Raw genomic sequence first — 25,002 nt, 5'->3', positions numbered from 1 at the left:
CCAATGACCCGAGGCAAGCGCATCTACGTGCTGGACACCAACGTGCTGATGCACGATCCCACCTCGCTGTTCAAGTTCGAAGAACACGATGTGTTCCTTCCGATGCAGGTGATCGAAGAACTCGACAACGCCAAGAAGGGCACCTCCGAAGTCAGCCGCAACGCGCGCCAGGTCAGCCGCTTCCTGGACGAACTGCTGGAAAACACCAACGCCGAGCAGATTCAGGCCGGCATCCTGCTCAGTCACCCGCAGGGCATCCAGCTCAAGGGCCAGGCCGCGATCGGCCGGCTGTATTTCCAGATTCACCCGATCGACCCGGGCCGCACCTTCGGCGCGATGCTGCCGGACAACAAGATCCTGGCCTCGGTGCTGGCGCTGCGCGAAGAAAACCCGGATGTGCCGGTCATCCTGGTGTCCAAGGACATCAACCTGCGCATCAAGGCCTACATCAGCGGCCTGGTGGCAGAGGACTACCAGAACGACCGCGCGCTGGACGATTTCAGCCTGCTGTTCACCGGCGCCATCGAGTTGCCGGAAGACTTCTGGCAAAAGCACAACGAGGACCTGCGCAGCTGGAACGAGCGCGGCCGCACCCATTACGAGATCGTGCTGGCCGACGACGAAGATTGGTACCCCAACCAGTACCTGTATCTGCCGGGCGAAGACGACGTCGAACTGCGTGTGGCCAAGGTCGGTGGCGGCAAAGCCACGCTGTGCCTGGTGGATGATTTCCGCCACACCCAGCATGCGGTCTGGGGCATCGCCGCGCGCAACCGCGAGCAGAACTTCGCGCTCAACGCACTGATGGACCCGGAGATCGATTTCGTCACGTTGCTCGGCACCGCCGGTACCGGCAAGACCTTGCTCGCGCTGGCCGCGGGCCTGGCGCAGACGATGGATCAGCAGCGCTACCGCGAGATCATCATGACCCGCGCCACCGTCAGCGTGGGCGAAGACATCGGCTTTCTGCCCGGCACCGAAGAAGAAAAGATGACGCCGTGGATGGGCGCGCTCACCGACAACCTGGAAGTGCTCACCCACAACCAGGACGGCGGCTCATGGGGCCGCGCGGCCACCAACGACTTGCTCGCCAGCCGCATCAAGATCCGCTCGATGAACTTCATGCGCGGCCGCACCTTCCTGTCGCGGTATCTGATTCTGGACGAAGCGCAGAACCTCACGCCGAAGCAGATGAAGACGCTGATCACCCGCGCCGGCCCCGGCACCAAGATCGTCTGTCTGGGCAACGTCGAGCAGATCGATACGCCCTACCTCACCGAGACCACGTCCGGCCTGACCTACGCGGTGGATCGCTTCAAGGCCTGGCCGCACAGCGCGCATATCACGCTGCGCCGTGGCGAACGTTCGCGTCTGGCCGACTTCGCCTCGGAGGTGCTGTGATGCGAATGCTTCGCAGCGCTACTGCCCTTGCAGTGCTCGCGCTGGCCGGCTGTGCGACCACGCAGGCGCCCTCTACCGTACCGACCAACCTCAAAAGCGGGCAGTCGTGGATCATCACCCGCCAGAGCGTCGCCGAGCAGGTGCTGGACACCTGCTCGCGCGACAGTCCGGCGCGTCATCCAGGCCAGATCACCGGCTATTGGGAACCGAGCCATCAACAGATCGAGCAGCTCGAATCCCGGCAGGATGCGTTGACGCCAAGCATCGCCGAGCCGCGCGAGTTCGACCGGCAATATGTGGGCGTGGTGATCGAGGGCCAGCAACTGATCTACATCAACGCCTTCAAGCTGCCCAACGACCCGCCAGTGAAACCGGCCAGGGAAGCGATCAAGGTCTGCGACGGCGGTAGCGCCTTCTGGGGGGCGCTGTACGACCCGCAGACCGGCGGGTTTTCGCAGATCGCGGTCAACGGCACGCCCTGACGCGAGATGGGAATCCTGCTGCCGCGCTGGGTCTGGGTTGGCGCGGTGGCATTGTCGAGCGTGGCCGGCATGGTCAACGTGGTCGGCTACCTGGGCTCGGAGCACCAGGTGGTCAGCCACCTCACCGGCACGACCAGCCTGCTCGGCGTTGCTCTGGTGCAAAACACCGCGCCGGAAATCGGCTTTCTCTGGGGCATCCTCATTGCCTTCTGCGCAGGCGCCATGCTCAGCGGACTGATCATCCAGGACGATGTCTTGCGGCTTGGACAGCGCTACGGCGCGGCGCTGCTGATCGAGGCACTGCTGTTGCTGGCTGCGATTCCGCTGTTCAAACTGCATCATGTCGGCGGCGTGCTGTTCGCCGCTGGCGCCTGCGGCCTGCAGAATGCGATGGCGACCACCCTCAGTGGCGCAGCGGTCCGCACCACGCATTTGAGCGGCATGTTCACCGACCTGGGCATCGGCCTGGGGCACCTGCTGCGCGGGCGCCCGCTGCAAGTGCGTCGACTCACGTTGAGCGGGCTGATCATCAGTGGCTTTCTTGGCGGCAGCGTCCTGGGCACGTTGTTGTTCCAGCGCTGGCAGTACGACGCGCTCTACCTGCCAGCCAGCCTCACCGGATTGACCGGTGTCGGCTACGTCGCCTACCTGCAATGGCGTCGCTGGCGCACCTGATGATCCGCACATCCTCCAGGTAGCAGTGCAGAATCGGCGTATGACCACGCCCAGCACCCTGTCCGCATTGACCATCGCCGGCTCCGACTCCGGCGGTGGTGCCGGCATCCAGGCCGATCTCAAAACCTTCGCCGCGCATCGCGTGCACGGCTTGTCGGCGATTGCCGCATTGACCGCGCAGCACACGCGCGCCGTCACCGCTGTGCACATCCCGCCGGTTGAATTTCTGCGCGCACAAGTGGATGCCTGCTTCGCCGATTTCCAGATCCAGGCCGTCAAACTCGGCATGTTGGCCAATGCCGACGTCATCCACTGCGTGGCGGACCTGCTCGAAGCCCATCGCCCACCCTTCATCGTGCTGGACCCGGTCATGGTCGCCACCAGCGGCGCGCGCCTGCTCGAGGACGCGGCATTGGATGCGCTGCGCACCCGCCTGCTGCCGCTGGCAACCTTGATCACACCCAATACGCCGGAAGCCGAGCTGCTGACCGGCCGCCGCATCGACACGGCCGACGCCGCCGAACATGCGACCGCCGCGCTGCTGGAGCTGGGCGCGAACGCGGTGTTGCTCAAGGGCGGCCATCTGCATGAGGGCGCGCGCGTGATCGATCGCTTCGATGACGGCGTCACCCAGGACGTGTTCATGCATCCGCGTATCGATGTCGATGCGCACGGCACCGGCTGCAGTCTGTCGGCAGCGATTACCGCGCAATTGTGCCAGGGCCTGTCGCTGCTCAATGCCTGCGAAGCAGCGATTGATTACGTGGCGCGCGCCATCCGCCTGGGGCAGCGCCCAGGGCACAGCGAGGTACTGGTGCTCGACCACTTCGGCGCCGCCCCAGCGGTATGAGCGTGCATAGCGAATGCGTGCACAGCGACATGCTGCCCGCCAGCGCAGCCGATGGACATCGCTGGCAGGTGATTCGCAGTGCACCAGCGCAACCGATCGCCAGCTTGCTGTGGCTGCCGGCGTTGGGCGTGGCAGCGCGGCATTACCAGGCGTTTGCCGATGCATTGGCCGCTACCGGGATCGCGGTCTACCTGCACGAATGGCGCGGCAATGGCAGCAGCACGCTGCGCCCATCGCGCCAACACGACTGGGGCTATCGCGCATTGCTTGCCGACGACCTCCCTGCGAGCCAGGCGCTGATGGATCGGCACGACCCGCATCATCCGCGCATTGTCGGCGGGCACAGCCTGGGCGGGCAGCTGGCCTGCTGTCATGCCGCGTTGCAGGCGTCGCGAGTTCCTTCGCAACGCGACTCACCGCTGGCGCAGCTGTGGCTGGTTGCCGCCGGCTCGCCATACTGGCGCAACTTTCCGCGCCCGATGCGCTACGGACTGCCGCTGGCGTATCGCGCCCTGCCCTGGCTTGCACGCGTACAAGGCGTGCTGCACGGGCGATCGCTTGGCTTCGGCGGCACCGAGGCACGCAGCCTGATCGCCGACTGGGCGCAGGTCGGCCGCAGCAATCGCTATCGCGCTGCAGGCAGCACCTGGGATCTGGAGCGCGCACTGGGTGCGTTGACGGTACCGATCAAGGCGCTGACCTTCGACCACGATCACTTCGGCCCGGCTGCGGCGTTGCATGCACTGCTGCAGAAGATGCCGCAGGCGCATGCCGAGGTGCAGCAGTTGGACGATGCGCAACTGGGCGTGCGCAGCGATCACTTTGCATGGATGAAGGCACCCGCCGCCGTCGCGGCTGCGCTGCAACGCACGCGTGCCGATGCGGCCGGCGACAATCGAATTTCACAAAGGGATTGACGAGTACGTCGGGCATCCGCATAATTCCGCTCCTGACGAGGCGCCCGTAGCTCAGTTGGATAGAGTACCTGGCTACGAACCAGGCGGTCGGGAGTTCGAATCTCTCCGGGCGCACCATCTTCAGGAACAAAAAAGACAGCACTGAACCGCTGTTTTTTTAGTTAAAACGTCCGACTGCACTGCATCGGATGGCAAGTCAAACAAGATATGCGCCCGTAGCTCAGTTGGATAGAGTACCTGGCTACGAACCAGGCGGTCGGGAGTTCGAATCTCTCCGGGCGCACCAATCTTGAAGAAAACGACCAGCTTGCTGGTCTTTTTTTTGCCTGTCGTTTTTGTCCTGCATCGCCCGCGAATGCGGCTTGTGCAGCATATCGATACGAATGCGCTGCGATGCGCGTTAAAGCGCCCATCAAGACGTAGCGCGCGTTGCCGGATGGGTATGGAAGGCGCGCTCAGAACCACACTGCAAGCGACGCGGCAGCGAGCACCGGCCGCGCCCGCGCGCCAGGCAGGCAGGAAGGCAGGCAGGCAACTGCACAGTCGTTTGGTGAGCTGTTCTTATCGAACAGGACGCAGAACGCTCACGCGGTAGCGCCCACAGCATCCGACTGGCCGACCACCACCACCGGCAATAACGAGGTCACCGGATGCCCGGCATCGCGCCACGCATCCAGCCCGCCCAGCAACGGACGCACATCGCGATAGCCACGCTCGCGCATCCGACCTGCCAGCCACGCCGCAGACACTTCATCGGGACACGCGCAATAAATCACCACGCTGCGATCGCGCGGCACGCTGGCCAGAATCTGTGCAAGCTGGCGTTCGTCGGCAAACACCGCACCAGGAATCGTGTACGGCTGCAGGTCACGATATCCCGGCGCACGGATATCCAGCACCGTCGGCCGCAGGCTCTCGTCACCGTCCAGCAGCGGCACCAACTCGTCCACTGCAATACGCGCCTGTTCCAGCGAGCGCAGCAGCGTGTGGCGCCGCCACCAGCGCCACCCGACGTAGCAGGCCAGCAGCGCGGCCAACACCACCACCGCACCGGAACCGAGCTCGGACAAGAACACGAGCACGTCCTGCACCTGATGGGCGAACACCGCCCCAAGCCCCAATCCGACCAGCGCCCACAGCGAGGCGCCGAACGCGTCGTAACGCAGGAACGCGCCCGGCCGCACCCGCATCGCACCAGCCATCGGAACCGACACCATCGACAGGCCCGGCACGAACTTGGCCACTGCCAGCACGCGCACGCCCCAGCGCGAGAAAAAGCGCTCGGTCTGCTTCATGCAGGTATCGCGCGACAGCGACAGCCGGCACAGCGACTGCAAGGTGCGATTGCCAAAACGACGGCCTGCCAGATACCACACCAGGTCGCCAAGCAGACTCGCCAGCACCGACACGCCCCACGCGGCAAGACCCGCCAGCCACGCCTCGCTACCACCGCGCAGCGCGTAACCGGCGCCGACCAGCACCAGCGTCGGTAGCGCTGGCACCGGCAGCCCGAGCGACAACGCCAGCACGTTGGCAAACACCAGCGCCAATCCGTACTGTTCGATCAAGCCTTGCATGCGACGACCCTGCGCGACGGCGAACGGTCATTATCCGCTCTTGATCACGTTTGCGACTGCCCGGCGGCAGCGAAACGATACGTTTCGGCAAGCGCTTGCAACCATCGCTCGAACAGACCGTCGGCCCGCAACGCGCGCCGCCACCAGCCAAGCGCCTCGCCCTCTTCGCCCGGCCGCCACGCCAGGAAGAAGGTCTCGTCTGCCTTGTGCGTTTCCACCGGCACCTGGCGCAAACGGCCCTCCAGCAGCACGCCCTGCGCATACGGCTCAGGCAGAAACCCGTAGCCTGCCCCGGCCAATTGCAGCAGCAACTTGGTGTGCATGTCCGGCACGGTCAGCACATCGCGGCCGGACAACAGACCGACCGTGCGCGGCAGCAGACGCCGCGCCGAATCCGCCACGGCAATCGCGCGATGGTCGGCCAGCTCGGTCGCACCGAGCAGCTGAGCGCCGGCCAACGGATGCGTCGCGGCCACTGCGAACACAAAGCGCACGGTGCCGATCTGTTCGGCGACATAACCACCGCCACTTGGCCCCTCGCCCGCCGCCACAATCAAATCCACGCGCCGGTCCAGTAGCGCCTCCCAGCTGCCGGACAGCGACTCGCTGAGCACCCGCAGCCGGGTGCTGTCGGCCACGGCGTAGAAGTCCAGGATCTGCGCCTGCAGCAGCGCAGCCGGCAACATCGCATCCAGCCCGATCGCAAAGTCCGACTCCCAGCCCGAGGCGACGCGCCGCACGCGCACCTCCAACTCCTGCGCGGCACGCAGCAGGTTGCGTCCTTCGCGCAGCAGTTCGCGTCCGGCCTGGGTCGGCGTTGCCTTCGGCCCCACCCGCTCGAACAGCTGCACGCCTAGATCGTCTTCCAACTTGGAAACCGTGTACGAGATCGTCGAGGGCACCTTGAACAACACCTTGGCCGCTGCGGTGAACGAGCCACGACGGTCGATCGCATCCAGGATCTGTAGCGCTTCCAGGCTGATTTTCATTGTTCGAATTTTTCGATGGTAGCAGCCAAATCTACTCGCTTTTTCTCTGGCCGACAGAGGCGGAGACTACGCATCAAGCCGCAGGGACACCGATTCACCCCCGGCGCCAATTCGAATCTTTCAAGGAGAAGCAACATGTTGAATGTCCGCAAGAGCGAAACCCGTGGCCGTGCCGAGCATGGCTGGCTGTCTTCGCGCCACACCTTCTCCTTCGCCAGCTACCACGACCCGCGCCACATGGGCATCGGCCCGCTGCGGGTGATCAACGAAGACAAGGTGACCCCGGGCGAAGGCTTCGGCACCCACGCCCACCGCGACATGGAAATCATTTCCTACGTCCTGGACGGCGCGCTGGAGCACAAGGACAGCATGGGCACCGGTTCGGTGCTGCACTACGGCGATGTGCAGCGCATGAGCGCCGGCAGCGGCGTGACCCATAGCGAGTTCAATCATTCGTCCAGCGAGCCGGTGCACTTCCTGCAGATCTGGGTGATGCCCGAGCGCAACGGTATCGAGCCCAGCTACGAAGAAAAGCATTTCGATGCCGACAGCAAGCGCAACCAGCTGCGTCTGATCGCCTCGCCGGCTGGTGATGACGGCTCGCTGCGCCTGCACCAGGACGCACGGCTGTATGCATCGATCCTCGATGGCGACGTACGCCTGCAGCAGCCGCTGGCTGAAGGCCGCATCGGCTATGTGCAAGTGGCCCGCGGCAGCCTGAGCGTCAATGGACAGGCGTTGTCGGCTGGCGATGCGGTGCAGGTCATCGGCGAGCCGGAGATCGTGCTGGCCGATGCACGCGACGCCGAAGTACTGGTGTTTGATATGCCGAAGTAAGCCGGTTGGGAACCTTGCAGTGCATGCGACCTGCATATGCTGCAAGCGGCGCTACCCCCAACGCACAAGGCCCGCGCTAGCGGGCCTTGTGCTGCGCGCGAAAACCTGGGCGCGACGCTGTGCGTGTCATTCGTGCGCTTGCCTTACCTTGCCGCGACAACGCTTGGCTTACACGCACCGTGACACGACATGACATGACGTCCGTCTTCAGCGCCAAAGACGAAGGCTCCGACATCCGGCCACCGCGGTCGCAGTCTCAGCGATTGGCCGTTATGCGGCCTGCGATTTGAACGGCGTGTCGGACTGCGCAGCTCCGTCGGCATCGCCGTTGACCAGTGCGAACAATGCGTCCGCATCGGCTTCCAGCACGCGTGCCGACCGCGCCAGGTCATCGACCATTTGCGCCTGGTCGCGCGCCTGCACGCCGATGGAGTGCAGCGCCGTGTTCGCAGTCGAAATATCCAGCGCCTGCTCGTGACTGGCGGCGGCGATCTGCTCCACCGTCGCGGTGACACGCAGTACCGAGGCCACTACGTCCTGCATCACGACGCCGGCCTGTTCGGCCAGGCGCGAGCCATCGCCGACCTGGTTGGTCGCATTGTCGATCAGCGAACGAATCTCCCTGGCCGACACGCCGCAGCGCTGCGCCAGGCTGCGCACCTCGGTGGCGACCACCGCAAACCCGCGTCCCTGCTCGCCGGCGCGCGCCGCTTCCACCGCCGCGTTGAGCGCCAGAATATTGGTCTGAAATGCGATGCCGTCGATCACTTCGATGATTTGACCGATGCGGTCGGTTGCCGATCGAATGCCGGCGGTGGTCTTGACCACGTCGGCGATGACGCCCGCACCGCGCCGCGCCACCGTAGCCGAGTCCTCGGCCATGCGCCGGGCCGAGCCGGCGTTTTCGGAATTGGTGCGCACGGTGGCGGCCAGTTGATCGATCGTGCTCGAGGTCTGCGCCACGGCGCTGGACTGCGTGGACACCCGGCTGACCAGCTCCTGGTTGCTAGCAGAAATATGATGCGACTCGCGCTGCACGTTCTGCGCGATGCTCATGGTCTGCCGCATCAGGTCGCGCATGCGCTCGGCAGAGCGCACTTGGTCGGTCACGTCGGTGGCGTACTTGACCACCTTGTACGGGCGCCCGGAGACATCCAGGATCGGGTTGTAGGATGCCTGGATCCACACCGCGCTGCCATCCTTGCGCAACCGCCGATACCGCCCCGCGTCGAACTGGCCGCGTGCCAGCTTTGCCCAGAAATGCCGGTATTCGTCGGAGGCGCGGTAGGCCACATCGACGAACACCCCGTGATGCTGGCCAATGGCCTCGTTCGACGAGTAACCAAGAATCGCCAGGAAATTATCGTTGGCACTCAGCACTCGGCCGTGCAGATCGAACTCGATCACGCCCATCACCTTGTCGATGGCCTGTATGCGCCCATCCGCATCGGCCGAATCGATGACCTGACGGGTGACGTCGGTGGCGTACTTGACCACCTTGTAAGGGCGACCAAGTTCGTCGAGAACCGGGTTGTAGGACGCCTGGATCCACACCTCTCTGCCATCCTTGCCGATGCGCTTGTAGCGACCGGCATCGAATGCACCGCGCCCAAGCGAATCCCAGAACGCGCGATAGGACGCCGATTGACGCGTCTGCGCCTCCACGAACATGCCGTGGTGCTTGCCGCGGATCTCATCGAGCCGATAGCCCATGACCTGCAGGAAGTTCTGGTTGGCATCGAGCACCGTGCCATCCAGCGCAAATTCGATCACCGCCATCACCTTGTCGATCGCATCGATGCGCCCTTCGAAATCGGCGGTCTGACGGACCTGCTCGGTGATGTCGGTGGCGTACTTCACCACGCGGTAGGCCTTGCCCGCACGATCCAGCAGCGGGTTGTAGGAGGCATTGATCCAGACCTCGCGGCCCTGCTTGTCCAGCCGGCAAAAGCGCCCGGCATTGAAGTCGCCACGCCGTAACGCATCCCAGAACTGGCGATAGCTCTCGCTGTCGCGATCACTCGTCGTCACGAACATGCGGTGATGCTGGCCAACCACCTCGTCACGCCGGTATCCCATGAGCGTGAGGAAGTTCTGATTGGCATCCAGAATGCGGCCGTCCAGATCGAATTCGATCACCGCCATCACCCGATCCACTGCATTGGCCTTGTGCTGCAGCCCACGGCTCCAGGAAGAGAACAGGCGTCCAAGCAACGGTAGGCGCATCACGTCGAAATCCGAGATATGGGTCACGTCTTTAGCGACACGCACGCGCCGTACTTGACCCCCTTCGCTTGCCACAGAGTCGAGTGGTTCAGATGTCAGACGGTCTCTCTCTGATCGTCCTCTTCATGCCCCGGCATTCCCGAAGTCGAGGCCTCGTTTCCGGGCGTGCAAGGAAGACCAGACCCTTCTTCTCCGATTTGCAAAACTAAGTGCGCTGGCCGCCAAGGCGCGCGCAGCGCCAGCGTAGTGTCGAGGCCTTGTTTCCTGGCGTGCAAGGAAGACCAGACTTTCTTCTCCGATCTGCAACACAGTGGCTGATGCAGTACGTTGGCCGCCAAGGCGCGCGCAGCGCCAGCGTATCGGCGATCGCTCGCGATGGACCCTCCTCCGTCTTGCATCGTTGGAAAAAAGCACCCGTAAACGCCACTCACACCGACGGATGCGACCGGCTCTCCGGACCGCTGGCTTCTGTATTTTCGAGCGACCGACGACTTACCCGTTGCATAGCGACTCCGTCGACAGCGCCACACGCCCCACTGCATCTCTCGCCTCGCGGGGATCACTGCCGACATCACTGGCGGCGTCACCGACGCGGCAGCATGCGCTGGATCATCGGCAGAACGAGGCTCAGATAAAGATCGGCCACGTCCTCTCGCAGCATCGTCGTGCATCGGCGAGGAACGCGAACTGGAACACGTGTGCGGCAAAAAAGTTGCCGCTTTGATCAAGGAACCGGCAGCTAGCAGGAACAAGGGGGCGCCGGGCAAAACACGCCAGCAAGAAGGCAAACCCCGCAGCTTAAGAAAGGCCTGAACTACGCGCGGCAGGACAAGTGATCCGGGATATCGCTCAAACGCGGTGGTCTTCCATGCTGAATATCAGGCAGTTGCGCGTAGTGAAGATGCCCGGAGCGTTGATCGAAAACATACGGACGAATTGTTCAGAGTTTCCTTAGGCCTTAGGCCTTAGGTCTGCAGTTAGCGCAGTAGGTGGTCTGCGAAGTTGAACGCAGGAGATTGACCCTACAGTTTGCTGTTTGCTGTTTGCATGGCGGGAAATAGCGGCAAGCGGCAAGCGGCAAGCGGCAAGCGGCAAGCGAAGATGGTTTCGCAGTCCGCTAACTGCCCCCTCCAAGCGCGCCTATTTTTCGAACATCAAAAAGCATGAGGGCACGCAACAGGAGAAAAAGCCAAGAACAATGCGCCTACCGGGCCAGGTGGCAGGAGACCCGTTACATATCGCTTCAACAGCGACACTCGGTGACGAAATGGTCGACGACGCGACCGATACGGATGGCGGTTGGCGGTTGGCGGTTGGCGGTTGGCGGTTGGCGGATGGCGGATGGCGGACGACGGACGACGGACGGCGCCGATCAGACCCGGCAACTGCATGACGGTTGCGATTTATGGTGGTTGCGGCCTCACGCAGGGCGTAATGCCAGCACACCAGACCGATCATCCCGCGGCAATCCAACATCGCTTGAGCCACCAACCCGCGACGCACACTCACGAACGCGCGTCTGGCGCGGTAGCTGTCAGTTATCGGAAGCGATGGCGACAAGCCTTGACCAAGAAGCCAGCGCTGCCACGTGCAGTAGCAACGCCACCGCGCATGCTTCGCAAAATGTCTGAGCCTCCCGCAACACAGCTGCCGATCGCCTGTCCCACGCATCATCGACTCACACTCTCGCCTGTTGCAGGCATCGCGGATTCACGCCCTCGATGCGACACAGCTCGCACCACAGCGCCCTCAACAATGAGCGACGCAAAGATCCCCGGCGGCGGCCACGAAGAACGCAGCGATCGAAGAACAACAGCACAGGAAAGCATGAGCGCCGAGCAGTCACCCGAGCAAGAGCGAGCGCACGGCTCGCAATCCATCAAAGGCAGCGGAAGTGGCGATGGCGATGGCGATGGAATTTGACGTTACAGCTGGCGACCACCGCTGACCACACCCATCAACCCAAATAAAAACGCCCGCAAATCAAGGATTTGCGGGCGTCTAGAACACTGGCGGAGCGAGAGGGATTCGAACCCTCGATAGAGCTTTTGACCCTATACTCCCTTAGCAGGGGAGCCCCTTCAGCCGCTCGGGCATCGCTCCAGTTTTTGCGTCCTGCCGCGATGTCCGTGGCAGGCCGCGAAGAATACCGGGTAACAGGGGTTAACGTAAACCCTTTATTACGGGCAATTCGAAGAATCGTCGCCGTGATGTGCGCCAGAGGCCACCGGCTCGTCCCCACGTTGGATGCGCTGATAAATCTCTTCGCGATGCACAGCCACATCTTTCGGTGCGGTAATGCCAATACGCACCTGATTACCCTTGACGCCGAGCACGGTAACAGTGACCGAGTCGCCGATCATCAAGGTTTCGCCTACCCGGCGAGTGAGGATCAACATTTTGCAAATCTCCTGGAACCGGTGGATTTCCCACCAGCATCGACGGCCTCGTGAGTGAGACGCGCCCTAGGTAAAGGGAATAGACCAGAAATGGTAGCGGGACATCCTGCTAGCCAGCAAGGCATAGCAGGACAAGTGTTCAGCCCAAGTGTTGCTTGACCCAGGAGGGCACACCGTCGAGTGCGGTCGCAAGGGCGGGCCCGTCCTCGCCACCACCCTGGGCGAGATCCGGACGGCCACCGCCCTTGCCTCCGATCTGACTGGCGATATGGCCGAGGAGTTCCCCCGCCTTCACCTTGCCAGTTGGGCTGCCATTCACGCCGGCGACAAGCGCAACCTTGCCCGCCGATGCACCGGCCAGCACGATCACCGAATCGCCGAGTTGCTGCTTCAAGCGGTCCATCGCCTCGCGTAGCGCCTTTGCATCGAATCCTTCCAGACGTACGGCAACCACTTTGACCCCGTCCACGTCGACAGCACTGGCGCCAAGATCTGCGGTCGCGCCGGAGGCCAGCTTGGCCTTCAGCGATTCCAGCTCGCGCTCCAGGCGCTTCTGACGCTCGGTCAGTGCGCGCACCTTGTCGACCACCTCGGTGGTGTTGCCGCCGAGCAGGCTTGCCGCCTCGAACAGCCGGCGTTCTTCATCGGCAACGTAATCCAGCGCGCCCTGCCCGGTCACCGCCTCGATACGACGCACGCCCGACGACACGCCGCCTTCGGAGGTGATCTTGAACAGACCGATGTCGCCGGTGCGGCTGACATGGGTACCGCCACACAGCTCGGTGGAATAACCGCCCATCTTCAGCACGCGCACGTGCTCGCCATACTTCTCGCCGAACAAGGCCATCGCGCCGAAATCCAGCGCTTCCTGCATGGCCATGTTGTGCACTTCGACACTGTGGTTGGTGCGTACCTCGGCATTGACCTTGCGCTCGACCACTGCCAGTTCTTCCGCAGTGATGGGCTGGAAATGCGAGAAGTCGAAACGCAAGCGGTCGGGCGCCACAAGCGAGCCCTTCTGCTGCACATGCGTGCCCAGCACTTCGCGCAATGCGGCATGCAGCAAGTGCGTGGCCGAGTGGTTGAGGATGGTCTTGCCGCGGCGCTGCACGTCGATGCCGCCTGCCAGCACGTCACCCAGCGCCAGCGCGCCTTCGGTGATGCGTCCGACATGCCCATGAAACTGGCCGGCGAACTTCTGCGTGTCTGCGACCTCGATGGAAACATCGGTCGTGCTCAACTGCCCACTATCGCCGACCTGGCCGCCGGATTCGGCGTAGAACGGCGTGCGATCGGTGAACACGATGACCTCATCGCCGGCTTCGGCACGCTCCACGGGGCGGCCCTGCTTGAGCAGCGCGACAACCTTCAGCGCGTCGGCGTCATACGCCTCGTAGCCCAGAAATACGGTCGGCGACATGGTCGCAACCAGATCGGCCGGCAATGCGACGCCGCCGCCGAACTTGCCTGCCGCACGCGCGGTCTCGCGCTGACGCTCCATGGCGAAATCAAAGCCCTCCATGTCCACGCGCATACCGCGCTCGCGTGCAATGTCGGCGGTCAGATCGACTGGGAAGCCATAGGTGTCGTACAGACGGAATGCATCCGCGCCGGGAATCACGTCCTGCGAGCGCGATGCAACGTCGTCGAAGATCTTCATGCCGGCGTCCAGCGTCTCGGCGAAACGCTCCTCTTCCGCCAGCAGGGCGCGCGCCACTGTTTCCTGCGCCACCACCAGTTCCGGATAGGCCTCGCCCATCAGCTCGACCAGGGTGGGCACCATCTTGCTGAAGAACGGCTGGCGCACGCCCAGCATCCAGCCATGCCGCAGCGCACGCCGAATGATTCGGCGCAGCACATAGCCACGGCCTTCATTGGAAGGCAGCACGCCATCGACGATCAGGAACGAACAGGCGCGGATGTGATCGGCGATCACCCGCAGCGACTTGTTTTCCAGATCGGCGATGCCGGTCAGCGCACTGGCCTTGCCGATCAAGGCCTGGAACAGATCGATCTCGTAGTTGGTGTGGACGTGCTGCAGGATCGCCGCCAGACGCTCCAACCCCATGCCGGTATCCACGCACGGCGCCGGCAGCGGCACCAGGGTGCCGTCGGGCTGACGGTCGAACTGCATGAAGACCAGATTCCAGATCTCGATGAAGCGATCGCCATCTTCGTCCGGCGAACCGGGCGGACCGCCAGCGATGTGATCGCCATGGTCGAAGAAGATTTCGGTACACGGGCCGCACGGGCCGGTGTCGGCCATCTGCCAGAAATTATCGGACGCGTATGGCGCACCCTTGTTGTCGCCGATACGCACGATGCGGCTTTCGGGAATACCGATCATGTCGCGCCACAAGGCGACGGCTTCTTCGTCAGTGTGGTAAACGGTCACCAGCAGACGGTCGGCCGGCAGCTTCCAGACCTGGGTCAGCAGCTCCCATGCCCAGGCGATGGCGTCTTTCTTGAAGTAGTCGCCGAACGACCAGTTGCCCAGCATTTCGAAGAAAGTGTGGTGGCGTGCGGTGTAGCCCACCGAGTCCAGGTCGTTATGCTTGCCGCCGGCACGCAGGCAGCGCTGCACGTCCGCAGCACGCACGTAACTACGCTTTTCCGCGCCAAGGAAGACGTCCTTGAACTGGACCATGCCGGAATTGGTGAACAGCAAGGTTGGGTCGTTGCCCGGCACCAGCGGCGCGGACGGCACGATGGTGTGACCCTTCCCCTCGAAAAACGCGAGGAAGTCACTACGAATCTGGGAGGTGCTGAATTTGGCAGGTGCGTTCATGAGCTGGCATTGGGCGGGCGGCAGTCCCGATCACCCGATGAGATGTGGGCGCAGATGAGGGGAACAACCTGAAACCACGAAGGGTAGCAGGCCTGACGCCCTCAGTCCTCAAGGTCGAAGCGCGTGGCGCTACGAATACTGTTGCCGTCGAAACCGCGCCGGGCCAGCAGATCGGCGGCCTTGCGTCGCTGCGGCAGGTCCACCGGGCCTTGCTCGCCGAACCGGCGCCGGATCAGATCGCGTGCGTTCTCGGTCCAGTCACCTTCAAACGTCGCCATGGCGGCACTGATTGCCTCGCTATCCAGGCCATGGGTTCCGAGTTCGGCACGAATATGCAGGGGGCCGTAGCCGGAGCCGGCACGATTGCGCACCACCGCGGTAGCAAATCGAGTGTCGTCCTGCCAGCCCTCGCCAGCCAGCCGCTCCACCGCCGCCTGTGCGGCATCTGGCTCGATACCGCGCGCCAGCAGCTTGCGGTTTAATTCTTTGCGCGAGTGCTCGCGCCGCACCAGCAGACCAAGTGCGCGCTGGACCGGCGTCTGCTCTTTGAACCGCCGCCCCCGCTTTGGTGCGGGCTCTTGCTCGTCCATCGTGACGTGTCCCCGATCGCTGAATCAATGCGCCTTCCATGGCGCCTGCCCTCCTGGCCTTCGATAGATCTACCGCGAGAAGCAACGGCACTGACTCCGCCGTCCTCGCGATAGAAAAACTCCGCCTTACCGGTCGCTCAGCAGTGAGCTGTTGCCAGGCGCTTGAGTCCGTCATGTCCTGCGGGAACATGACGGGCTGTGCGCCATGCCGTCCCACTCGGACCGCAATCGCTTGCTGCCGGTAGCGCTTATTCCTTCTCGGCGTCGTCGCCCGCTTCGCGCGGCGCTTCTGCGGGCTGGAACTTCTCACGCAGCTCGGCTTCGAGCTTGGCCGCCACCTGTGGGTTGTCGCGCAGGTAGCCGCGTGCATTGTCCTTACCCTGACCGATGCGCTCGTCGCCATAGCTGTACCAGGCGCCTGCCTTGTCCACCAGTTTGGCTTCCACGCCCATGTCGATCAGTTCGCCCTCGCGGCTGATGCCTTCGCCGTAAAGGATTTCGGTCACGACCTGCTTGAACGGAGGCGCCAACTTGTTCTTGACCACCTTGATCTTGGTCTGGTTGCCGATGATCTCGTCACCTTTCTTGATCGCGCCGATACGACGGATGTCCAGACGCACCGAGGCGTAGAACTTCAACGCGTTACCGCCGGTGGTCACTTCCGGGCTCTGACCCGGCATCATGACGCCGATCTTGTGGCGCAACTGGTTGATGAAGACCACCAGGGTGTTGGAACGCTTGATGTTGCCCGTCAGCTTGCGCAGCGCTTGGCTCATCAGACGTGCCTGCAGACCTGGCAGCTGGTCGCCCATCTCGCCTTCGATTTCCGCCTTCGGCGTCAGTGCAGCCACCGAGTCGATCACCACGATGTCGACCGAGCTCGAGCGCACCAGCATGTCGGCGATTTCCAACGCCTGTTCGCCGGTGTCCGGCTGCGACAGCAGCAGATCGTCGACATTGACGCCCAGCTTGCCCGCGTAGATCGGGTCGAGCGCATGCTCGGCGTCGATGAACGCAGCGGTGCCACCCAATTTCTGGCACTGCGCAATGGCCTGCAGGGTCAAGGTGGTCTTGCCCGAGGATTCCGGTCCGTAGATTTCCACGACGCGGCCCTTCGGCAGGCCGCCGATCCCCAGTGCGATGTCCAACATCAGCGAACCGGTCGGAATGATTTCGACCGCCTCGATCACGCGATCGCCCATGCGCATCACGGAGCCTTTGCCGAATTGCTTTTCGATCTGGCTCAGTGCGGCGGAAAGGGCGCGCTTCTTGTTCTCATCCATCTGGGTGATCCTTGTCAGTGATTTCGGTGTGGAGCAAATGTAACGACGGTGTATCGCATAGGCTGAGACTGGCTGCGACACACTCAGATTAAGGTTGCGAACATTGCGCTGGCAGCGGCGAATCCTGCAATGCCGGCTGGGGAAAACGCCAGCACAGACATCAGTGCGGCCCTCAGCGATTGGGTCTCAGCAGCCCGCAGTACAGGCCTTCGATGGCGAAATCCTGATCTGGCAACACTTCGATCGGGGCGTAGTCCGGGTTGCGCGGCAGCAGCCGGATCCGGTCCTTGCCGATCTTGAGCAACTTGACGGTGATTTCTTCATCGATCCGGGCCACGACGATCTGCCCCGAGCGCGCGTCGCGGGTGCGGTGGACACCGATCAGGTCGCCGTTGAAGATCCCTTCGTCGCGCATCGAATCGCCCTGCACCTTGAGCAGATAGTCCGGCGACGGCGAGAAGAACACCCGATCGAGCACGACGAAGTCGTCGGACCCGATATCGGCGCCGATCGGCAGGCCCGCTGCGACGCGCCCTAGCACCGGCAGGCGCAGCACGTCGTCGCGCAGTGGCTCGGCGACCGGCGGCGTCCGCGAGTGCGCGCCCTGCCCGGCCAGCCGGATGCCGCGTGCCTGACCAGGCACGCGACGGATCGCGCCAGCCTGCTCCAATGCCTCCAGGTGGTACTGCGCGGCGCGCACGCCCTTGAAGCCGAAGGCACGGGCGATCTCGGTCTGCGAAGGCGGGACGCCGTCGGCGTCGATGCGCTCGGCGATCAAGGCCAGGATTGCTTGCTGGGTATCGGTCAGGTCCATGGTTAGTAGTATTACTACTAACAAGACCATGCGCAAGAGCTAGTTTCCCCTGTCGAGAAGGCCGGCAGCCCTGCCGATCGCTAGCGCCGGCTGCGCCAGATCGAAAACAGGATCCAGATGCCGCACAAGCCGGCACCGATAAATCCGCCAACGCCCAGCGCCAGCAGCCAGCGACTGGCGCTCCCGCCGACGCTGTTCATGACGATCGACGAACCGATCACCAGGGCAGCGGTCACGATGCCCATGGTGAGCCGATTGGCGGCGCGGTCGACCTGCTCGCCAAACTCGCGCAGGGCGCGCGTTTCCACGTGCAGCTGCAACTTGCCGCGCCGTGCGGCCTGGATCAGACGCTTGAGATCGCGTGGCAGATCGCCGATCAGATCGATCGCGCCGGTCACGGTGCGTCGACTGCGGCGCAACATGGCGCTGGGTGCGTACCGCTGCAACACCACGCGCTCCAGATACGGCCGCGCTTCGGTGGCCATGTCGAAATCCGGATCCAGCTGGCGCCCCATCCCTTCGAGAGTGAGAAAGGCCTTGATCATCAGCGCCAGATCCGACGGCAGCGTCAGTCCGTGATCGCGCAGGATGGCGGTGACGTCGCCGAGCATCGCGCCGATGCGTAGCTCTTTCAACGGCACGCCACGGTATTCGTCGACGAATGCACCGATGTCCTGTTGCAGCCGCGCCTCGTCGATATCCAGGCTGGTGCCGGCCCACTCCAGCAGCACATCGATGACCGCCTCGGCGTCGTAGCTGACCATGCCGTGCAGCAGCTGCGCGACCTGGAAACGGCGCTGTTCGGACACACGCCCCACCATGCCGAAATCGATGACGGCGATACGACCGTCGCGCAGATAGAAAATATTTCCCGGATGCGGGTCGGCGTGGAAGCAGCCGTCCTGCAGCACCATCTTGAGCACGATGCCGGCACCCGTGCGCGCAAGCGCCTTGCGATCCAGCCCCGCCGCATCGACCGACACCATGTCGCGCCCGGGGATGCCATCGATGAACTCCTGCACATTGAGCGACTCGCAGGTCCACTGCCAATACACCGCGGGCACCACCACCTGCGGGTCGTGCGCGAAGTTGGCGGCGATGCGCTCGGCATTGCGACACTCGGCGGCGAAGTCCAGCTCGCGCCGCAGCGAGACAGTGAATTGCTGCACCACTTCAGCCGGGCGATAGCGCTTGAGATCGGGTGCGCGCGTTTCGACGATGTCGGCCAGCCGCGCAAGCAGACGTAGATCCGCATCGATGGTGTCGCCGATGCCGGGACGACGGATCTTCAAGACCACCGGCGTGCCGTCGGCCAGCCAGGCGCGATGCGTTTGCGCCAGCGATGCAGCGGCCAGCGGTTGTTCGTCCAATCGCGCGAACACGCTTTCCGGCTCTGCGCCCAATGCGGCGACCAATTGCGGCCGGATCTGTTCGAACGGCAATGCAGGAACCGCATTTTGCAGTTCGCTCAGTTCTTCGATCCATTCCGGCGACAGCAAGTCGACACGCGTCGCCAGCACTTGCCCCAGCTTGACGAAGGTTGGCCCGAGTTCCTCCAGCGCACGACGCACACGCATGGCGGCGGACATCCGCAAGCGGCCCTCGGCGTTGTTCCAGTGCAGCAACCTGCCGGCACGTTCGAGCACATCAGCCAGCCCGATGCGGCGCACCACATCGCCAAAGCCGTATCGAATCAGGACCGAGGCGATTTCCTGCAGACGCCCCAGGTCACGCACGGTGCCAAGCGCTTCCCACATCAGTGCACCGCCTGCGCAGGTTCGAAACGGGTGGCTGGCTCGCTACACGCCTGCGCGCAGGCCCCAACGTGAGCGATCTCTCGGTGCGATAGCGATGCCTCGCGAAGCGACCGATCCACGACCACAGGCCTACCAGCATCACGTGCCGGCAAGACAGCCGCGTGACTTCCCGCCTCACGTCGCGCAAGCCGGCGCACCTGCGCAGCAATAACCGGCGACGCACCAGGCGGACTGCGCCGGATGAAGATGGATGGCAACGTATCGAACACAGCAGCGGAAAACCCGAACATCGGCACAGAGGTTGGCGAAGAGACTCTAGTTTGTAGCCGATCTCTCCGCCGCTGTCGCGCTTCTGTCCGCTGCGGGCTTAGCGCACAGTGTGCCGCGCGTGCTAGTTGACGCGTCGATCGCGCAACACGCAGTGCGGCCCAGCGGCTTCAATACCGAAGGCGCAAGGTCAACCCATAGGTCCGCGGCGCGCCGAGAAATGCATTCCAGGAACCGGCCTGCAGCGGCGCGTCGATGACAACCTGACGATAGGTTTCGTTGCCCAGATTCTCCGCCCAGGCTTCCACCATCCAGCGCTTGTCGTCTGCGCCGATACCGGCCCTGGCATTGACGATGGTGTAGGCCGGCTGCACCTTTTGCGGATCCAGGTCGGTGCCGGCGTTGAAGTCGGATGAGTATTTGGCGCCCAGATTGAAACGCGCCGTCAGCTGATTGCCCAGCGGGCGTTCGTAGGTAGCCGACAGATTGCCCGACCAACGCGGTGCGAAACTCATGCGGCTACCCGGCAACAGCGCAAGATCGGCGTCGGGCAAACGGTCATCACCATACGTGGTATCCGTGTAGCTGAGCCCACCTTGCAGCATCAAGCCACGCACGCCGGTTTGCCAGAGCAATTCGGTGTCGATTCCCTGCGAAATCACGGTAGGCACGGAGCGAACCACGAAACTGGTGCCGAGAAAATTGTTGAGCTGGAAATCGCTGACGTTCTGGTAGAACAGCGCCGCATTCAACAGCAGATTGCCGTCCATCCAGGTGGTCTTGGCACCCAATTCAAAACTGTTGACGAACTCGCCGGGAAACGCAGTGTCGTCTACCGGCACGATTCCTTGCGCGCCGCTGGACAGGCCATCGGCCGACTGCACCCGGTCCAGATTGAAGCCGCCCGCCTTGTAGCCACGGGCGGCCGAGGCATATGTCATCACCTCGTCGCTCCAGCGATAAGCCAATTTGACGGTCCCGGACCATTCGCGCTCGGTCAGTTCCTGGTGGGTCCTGCGGCCGTTGTGTGCCACGTTACTCCACGGCAGGCAGGTGAATCCGATCACCTGCGGCGCGATCAGCGGTACCGCCGTGGCAGGCACGCCACGCGCACCCAGGGCGGCGCCGATACGGCGCAATGCCGCAGGATTCAACTGCCCGTTGGCAGCGAAATAACTGGCGCACGCCGGGCTGCCGTCCGGATTGTCGTAGGTCGAGGCCAGCACCTTGTTTTCGTGCGTGTAGCGCAAACCCATCACCACATCCAATGCATCGGTCGCATGCCAGGTGTTGTTGGTGAACAGCGCCACGCTCTTGCCATCCTGACGATAACGATCCTGGCTACCAAGTCCGCGGAACAGCGAACCGGCCGGCACGCCGGTGGCATCGGCGAGAAAACGCGGTGCATCTGCACGCGTGGCCAAGGCCGGGTTGATCCGTGACAGAAGCGCTGTCGAAAGATAGGGTTCGTACGCGCTTCCGAAGCGATACGACTCGTTGCGTCGCAGCCTTTCGTCGGCATAGAAGAAGCCAATCATCCAGTCCACGCGTTCGGTGGAGCCGGCCAGGCGCAACTCCTGACTGAAGGTTCTGAAGCCGGTAAACGTCTCGTCCTTGCGCGGCTCGCGGTACAGCACATCGGCGGCGCTGTAGTCGAAGTCCATGCCGTTGACCGCCGTCCAGTCGCGCAGTGCGGTGATGGATGTCAGCGTCGCCTCGTTTAGCCAGGGCGTAGTCCAGTCGACCTGCGCGGATACGCCGCGATCGCGAATGTTCTGAACGGTGCCGCGATTGCTGTAGGCCAGCCGGCGCGACGGGTCGGCAATGGGAATACCCGCCTGACCTCCCGGAGCGACTGCATCCATGACCGCCGCCAGCGGCCCCCGTTCGGTGGTGACGGTGGCGCAGCAATTCTCCGCGCGGTTGGTGGCATCGGCAGAGAAGTTGATCGCCAGATCGTGAGACGGCTCCCAGAGCAGCTGGACGCGTCCGGTCTCAAGATTCTGATCGCCGTCGCGTGTATCGGTACGCGGGCCGTTACCGGTGACCACGTCTTCAAACCCATCGCGGCGACGCTTTGCCGCGTAGACGCGTAGCGCGGCGGTTTCACCCACCGCGTCATTGAACGCAGCAGCCAGCCCGAATGCGCCAAAATTACCGGCGGTGATTTCTGCGTCGGCACTGCGCGTGAAGCTGGGCCGCCGGGTCACCACGTTGACGACGCCAGCGGAGGTGTTCTTGCCAAATACCGTGCCCTGCGGGCCCTTGAGCACTTCGATGCGCTCCAGTTCGCCCAGATCGGAGAACGCCACACCATTGCGCGCACGCGCCACACCGTCGATGACCACGCCGACCGAGGCTTCCAGGCCCGCGTTGTCGCCCACGGTGCCGATGCCGCGAATGCGGATGCTGGTCTGTGCCGCACTCTGCGTACTGGTGACGATCAAGCCGGGCACCAGCACCTGCAAATCCTTGATGTCGTTCACGCCCGTGTCCAGCAGGAGTTGCTCGGGCAGCACCGACACGATCACAGGCACATCCTGCAGTTCTTCTTCGCGTTTTTGCGCGGTGACTTTCATCGCGGCCAGCGTTGCCGGCTCGGTGTGCTCGGCAGTTGCCTGCGTTTGCGCATGCAACAGCGGGGTCTGAATTGCGGCGATAACGGCAAGCGCAAGTGCAGTGCAATAGCAGCGTTCGATGCTCATCAACTTCCCCGGATGAAGAGACGCGTACATGCGCAAGCGCAGCAGATGGTACGAGCCGTGTGAGAAAGACGTTAACGCCAACGTGCAGTGAGCACGGACATCAATCCGAACACGGCGCTCCCTTAGCGAACTCTAGCGCTACACCGTGGAACTTGAGCGATCCCGGCGTGGGCACGCACATTGACCGCTGCCGGATGGATGTCATGGATGTCAGAGGTGAAACATCGGTGAGTGCAGCAGCTGCCGCACGTCCGCTATAGCAGCGCGCTCAAGCCACGCAGTGCCGCGACTACGGTTTGCCGACGGACTGCATCGCGGTCGCCGTCGAACTGGAACAACTGCGCCGTGGCGTAGCCGCCGCGTCGTTTCCATCCGATCCACACCGTGCCCACCGGTTTGTCTTCGCTGCCACCGCCCGGGCCGGCGATGCCGGTCACGGCGACGGCAATGCTGCCACCGGAGGTCACCAATGCACCGGATACCATTTCGATCACGGTTTCTCGGCTGACCGCGCCATGCACCTCCAGCGTCTGCGGCCTGACCCGCAGCAGCGCCTGTTTGGCCTCGTAGCTGTAAGCGACCATGCCGCAATCGAACCAGTCCGAAGAACCGGCAATGTCGGTCATTGCCTTGGCAATCCAGCCGCCGGTACAGCTCTCGGCGGTCACCAGCCGCTCGCGCGCCGCGCGTAATTGGGCGCTCAGCGACTCGGCGAGCTGCAGAAGATCGTGATCAGTGGGAGACGTCATTGCGGGGGTCAGGATTGAACAACGGTCACTTTTATCCGAATTTGCCCGCGCTGTCTTGCGCCAGCTGCCTGGTCAGCGATCGGTGTTTGGACCGCCCGCCTGTTTCGGCAAGTGCCCACGCAGTGCGGGACGCCGCTGATGGAGCTGCAGCCTGACATCGCACGTAGGTGACTGTTTCCCGCTGATCTGCGCAGCAACAGATGGTCAATCCAGGGAGCGCACACGACACTGAAGTCACGGCGGACCTGACGGTCCGCACCGACATGCATCGGGACGCGGCAGCCCGTGCGTGGTGACGCCTGCGATGGGTGAACGGGGCCTGCAATCTGCAGCTGGCGCGCAGCTGACTGCGGCCAGCCCCGTCGAATGCCGCGTCAGGTTTCCCAGTCTTCCCGACGGTCCGGCAGCATTGCGCGCAACGGCGCGCCGTCATCTCCGGCGGCAAGCCGTTCGGCTTCGACCATCGGCAGATCGACTTCCAGCAACCAACCGTCCTCGTCGGACTGCTCGTTGCGCACCACTTCCAGCTGATGCAGCTTGGAGCGCAGGCGGCCGGCCGACGACGGCAAGCGCAGCTGTCCGGTCAGATGACGCAGATCCAGGCGTTGACCGAGTGCGTGCTGCAGTTCCTGCAAGCCACGCCCGTCGCGCGCCGACACCCACACGCGTTCGCGCCGCGCCTGATCCGGAATGCCGTCCTGCGCATCGTGACGAACTTCGGCACCGTCAATCTTGTCGATCTTGTTGAACACCAGCAGCTGCGGCAGATCGCCAGCGCCCACCGCCTGCAACACTTCATCGACTTGCAGGATGCGTTCTTCGCGCAGCGGGTCGGCGGCATCGACGATGTGCAACAACAAATCGGCGTCGCGCGCTTCGGACAACGTCGAACGGAAGGCAGCAACCAATTGGTGCGGCAAATCGCGGACGAAGCCCACCGTATCGGCAAGAATCGCACTGCCGCCTGGCAATGCGATGCGGCGCACGGTGGGGTCCAGCGTGGCGAACAATTGATCCGCCACATAGGCTTGCGCACCGGTCAATGCATTGAACAGCGTCGACTTGCCCGCGTTGGTGTAGCCGACCAATGCAATGCGCGGCAATTCGCTGCGCATCCGCGCACGGCGCATCTGAGTGCGCTGCACCTCGACTTTTTCCAAGCGCTGCTGCAACTGCTCCACACGCTTCTGCAGCAGGCGGCGGTCGGTTTCCAGCTGGGTTTCGCCGGGGCCGCGCAGACCAATCGCACCGCCGCGCTGACGCTCCAGGTGGGTCCAGCCGCGTACCAGCCGTGTGGCCATATGCCGCAGCTGGGCAAGTTCCACCTGCAGCTTGCCTTCGTGGCTACGCGCGCGTTGCGCAAAGATGTCCAGGATCAGGCCGGTACGGTCGATCACGCGCCGCTCCAGGTAGCGCTCCAGATTGCGCTCCTGACCCGGCGACAAAGTGTGGTTGACCAAGACCAGATCTGCGCCAGTCGCCTCAGCGGCGGCCTTGATCTCTTCCAGCTTACCGCTGCCGATCAAGGTCGACGGGCTGGGTTTGTCGATGCGCGCGGTGAGCGTTGCCGCCACCGTGGCGCCCGCCGACCTTGCAAGGTCGGCGAACTCCTCCAGCACATCGTCTTCGGCAGGCCCACCTGCATGGGTCTGAATCAACAGCGCGTGCTCACCCTTGCGGGAACGATCAAACACGC

Annotated in this window: 19 protein-coding genes and 3 tRNA genes; 9 read left to right on the top strand and 13 right to left on the bottom strand. The window is 63.5% G+C overall.

Annotated features, from left to right (window positions below):
- Nucleotides 1-3 precede the first annotated feature (3 nt).
- The 7 genes from ABQU90_RS05280 (at nucleotide 4) to ABQU90_RS05250 (ending at nucleotide 4,611) form a co-directional block, all read left to right on the top strand.
- On the top strand, nucleotides 4-1,401 hold the full coding sequence (locus tag ABQU90_RS05280; protein ID WP_055844239.1) for a PhoH family protein: 1,398 nt from the start codon (nucleotides 4-6) through the stop codon (nucleotides 1,399-1,401).
- Complete coding sequence (locus tag ABQU90_RS05275) at nucleotides 1,401-1,883, top strand: hypothetical protein (protein ID WP_323523393.1); 483 nt, start codon at nucleotides 1,401-1,403, stop codon at nucleotides 1,881-1,883. The genes ABQU90_RS05280 and ABQU90_RS05275 overlap by 1 nt, the downstream gene beginning before the upstream one ends.
- A 6-nt stretch (nucleotides 1,884-1,889) precedes the next feature.
- A complete protein-coding gene (locus ABQU90_RS05270; RefSeq protein WP_104616879.1) occupies nucleotides 1,890-2,558 on the top strand; it encodes a YoaK family protein in 669 nt (222 codons plus the stop codon).
- Between the two features lie 40 nt (nucleotides 2,559-2,598).
- Complete coding sequence (thiD, locus tag ABQU90_RS05265) at nucleotides 2,599-3,408, top strand: bifunctional hydroxymethylpyrimidine kinase/phosphomethylpyrimidine kinase (protein WP_323523392.1); 810 nt, start codon at nucleotides 2,599-2,601, stop codon at nucleotides 3,406-3,408.
- A 29-nt stretch (nucleotides 3,409-3,437) separates the two neighbouring features.
- On the top strand, nucleotides 3,438-4,325 hold the full coding sequence (locus ABQU90_RS05260) for an alpha/beta hydrolase family protein (RefSeq protein ID WP_349783477.1): 888 nt from the start codon (nucleotides 3,438-3,440) through the stop codon (nucleotides 4,323-4,325).
- Nucleotides 4,326-4,365: 40 nt separating this feature from the next.
- A tRNA-Arg gene (locus ABQU90_RS05255) sits at nucleotides 4,366-4,442 on the top strand.
- A gap of 92 nt (nucleotides 4,443-4,534) precedes the next feature.
- A tRNA-Arg gene (locus ABQU90_RS05250) sits at nucleotides 4,535-4,611 on the top strand.
- Between the two features lie 298 nt (nucleotides 4,612-4,909).
- Here ABQU90_RS05250 and ABQU90_RS05245 read toward each other — a convergent pair.
- Nucleotides 4,910-5,902 carry a DedA family protein/thiosulfate sulfurtransferase GlpE gene (locus tag ABQU90_RS05245; RefSeq protein WP_115561861.1) on the bottom strand — a complete coding sequence of 331 codons (993 nt, stop codon included), beginning with the start codon at nucleotides 5,900-5,902 and terminating at the stop codon, nucleotides 4,910-4,912.
- A 44-nt stretch (nucleotides 5,903-5,946) separates the two neighbouring features.
- Complete coding sequence (locus ABQU90_RS05240) at nucleotides 5,947-6,891, bottom strand: LysR substrate-binding domain-containing protein (RefSeq protein ID WP_323522172.1); 945 nt, start codon at nucleotides 6,889-6,891, stop codon at nucleotides 5,947-5,949.
- A 135-nt stretch (nucleotides 6,892-7,026) separates the two neighbouring features.
- On the opposite strand from ABQU90_RS05240, the gene ABQU90_RS05235 reads away from it, so the two are divergent.
- On the top strand, nucleotides 7,027-7,728 hold the full coding sequence (locus ABQU90_RS05235; RefSeq protein WP_323522171.1) for a pirin family protein: 702 nt from the start codon (nucleotides 7,027-7,029) through the stop codon (nucleotides 7,726-7,728).
- A gap of 270 nt (nucleotides 7,729-7,998) precedes the next feature.
- Here ABQU90_RS05235 and ABQU90_RS05230 read toward each other — a convergent pair whose 3' ends face one another.
- Nucleotides 7,999-9,930 (bottom strand): methyl-accepting chemotaxis protein, encoded by a 1,932-nt coding sequence (locus tag ABQU90_RS05230; RefSeq protein ID WP_323522187.1) that lies wholly within the window; start codon nucleotides 9,928-9,930, stop codon nucleotides 7,999-8,001.
- 1,779 nt (nucleotides 9,931-11,709) lie between these two features.
- On the opposite strand from ABQU90_RS05230, the gene ABQU90_RS05225 reads away from it, so the two are divergent.
- Nucleotides 11,710-11,877, top strand: coding sequence for a hypothetical protein (locus ABQU90_RS05225; RefSeq protein WP_323522170.1), 168 nt, complete (start codon nucleotides 11,710-11,712; stop codon nucleotides 11,875-11,877).
- Between the two features lie 87 nt (nucleotides 11,878-11,964).
- Here the strand turns inward: ABQU90_RS05225 and ABQU90_RS05220 are convergent.
- The 10 genes from ABQU90_RS05220 to hflX form a co-directional block, all read right to left on the bottom strand.
- Nucleotides 11,965-12,057, bottom strand: a tRNA-Ser gene (locus ABQU90_RS05220).
- A 77-nt stretch (nucleotides 12,058-12,134) separates the two neighbouring features.
- Complete coding sequence (gene csrA, locus ABQU90_RS05215; protein WP_115527611.1) at nucleotides 12,135-12,353, bottom strand: carbon storage regulator CsrA; 219 nt, start codon at nucleotides 12,351-12,353, stop codon at nucleotides 12,135-12,137.
- A 139-nt stretch (nucleotides 12,354-12,492) separates the two neighbouring features.
- Nucleotides 12,493-15,141 carry an alanine--tRNA ligase gene (alaS, locus tag ABQU90_RS05210; protein ID WP_115584424.1) on the bottom strand — a complete coding sequence of 883 codons (2,649 nt, stop codon included), beginning with the start codon at nucleotides 15,139-15,141 and terminating at the stop codon, nucleotides 12,493-12,495.
- A gap of 101 nt (nucleotides 15,142-15,242) precedes the next feature.
- Nucleotides 15,243-15,731, bottom strand: coding sequence for a recombination regulator RecX (recX, locus tag ABQU90_RS05205; RefSeq protein ID WP_323522169.1), 489 nt, complete (start codon nucleotides 15,729-15,731; stop codon nucleotides 15,243-15,245).
- A 248-nt stretch (nucleotides 15,732-15,979) separates the two neighbouring features.
- Nucleotides 15,980-17,014, bottom strand: coding sequence for a recombinase RecA (recA, locus tag ABQU90_RS05200; protein ID WP_055844262.1), 1,035 nt, complete (start codon nucleotides 17,012-17,014; stop codon nucleotides 15,980-15,982).
- 172 nt (nucleotides 17,015-17,186) lie between these two features.
- Nucleotides 17,187-17,828, bottom strand: a complete 642-nt coding sequence (gene lexA, locus ABQU90_RS05195) for a transcriptional repressor LexA (protein ID WP_055844265.1) — start codon at nucleotides 17,826-17,828, stop codon at nucleotides 17,187-17,189.
- Between the two features lie 80 nt (nucleotides 17,829-17,908).
- Nucleotides 17,909-19,585, bottom strand: a complete 1,677-nt coding sequence (gene ubiB / locus ABQU90_RS05190; RefSeq protein WP_055844268.1) for a 2-polyprenylphenol 6-hydroxylase — start codon at nucleotides 19,583-19,585, stop codon at nucleotides 17,909-17,911.
- 437 nt (nucleotides 19,586-20,022) lie between these two features.
- Nucleotides 20,023-22,557 (bottom strand): TonB-dependent receptor, encoded by a 2,535-nt coding sequence (locus ABQU90_RS05185; RefSeq protein ID WP_323522168.1) that lies wholly within the window; start codon nucleotides 22,555-22,557, stop codon nucleotides 20,023-20,025.
- Between the two features lie 254 nt (nucleotides 22,558-22,811).
- Entirely contained in the window at nucleotides 22,812-23,306 is a 495-nt protein-coding gene (locus ABQU90_RS05180; RefSeq protein WP_005992383.1) for a CinA family protein, read from the bottom strand.
- 374 nt (nucleotides 23,307-23,680) lie between these two features.
- Entirely contained in the window at nucleotides 23,681-25,000 is a 1,320-nt protein-coding gene (gene hflX, locus ABQU90_RS05175) for a ribosome rescue GTPase HflX (RefSeq protein ID WP_115511951.1), read from the bottom strand.
- Between the last annotated feature and the right edge of the window lie 2 nt (nucleotides 25,001-25,002).

The organism is Xanthomonas sp. WHRI 10207 (genome assembly GCF_040202975.1).
Classification (GTDB): domain Bacteria; phylum Pseudomonadota; class Gammaproteobacteria; order Xanthomonadales; family Xanthomonadaceae; genus Xanthomonas.
The sequence above is the reverse complement of the archived record's forward strand: the minus strand, read 5'-3'. Positions and strand labels throughout refer to the sequence as shown.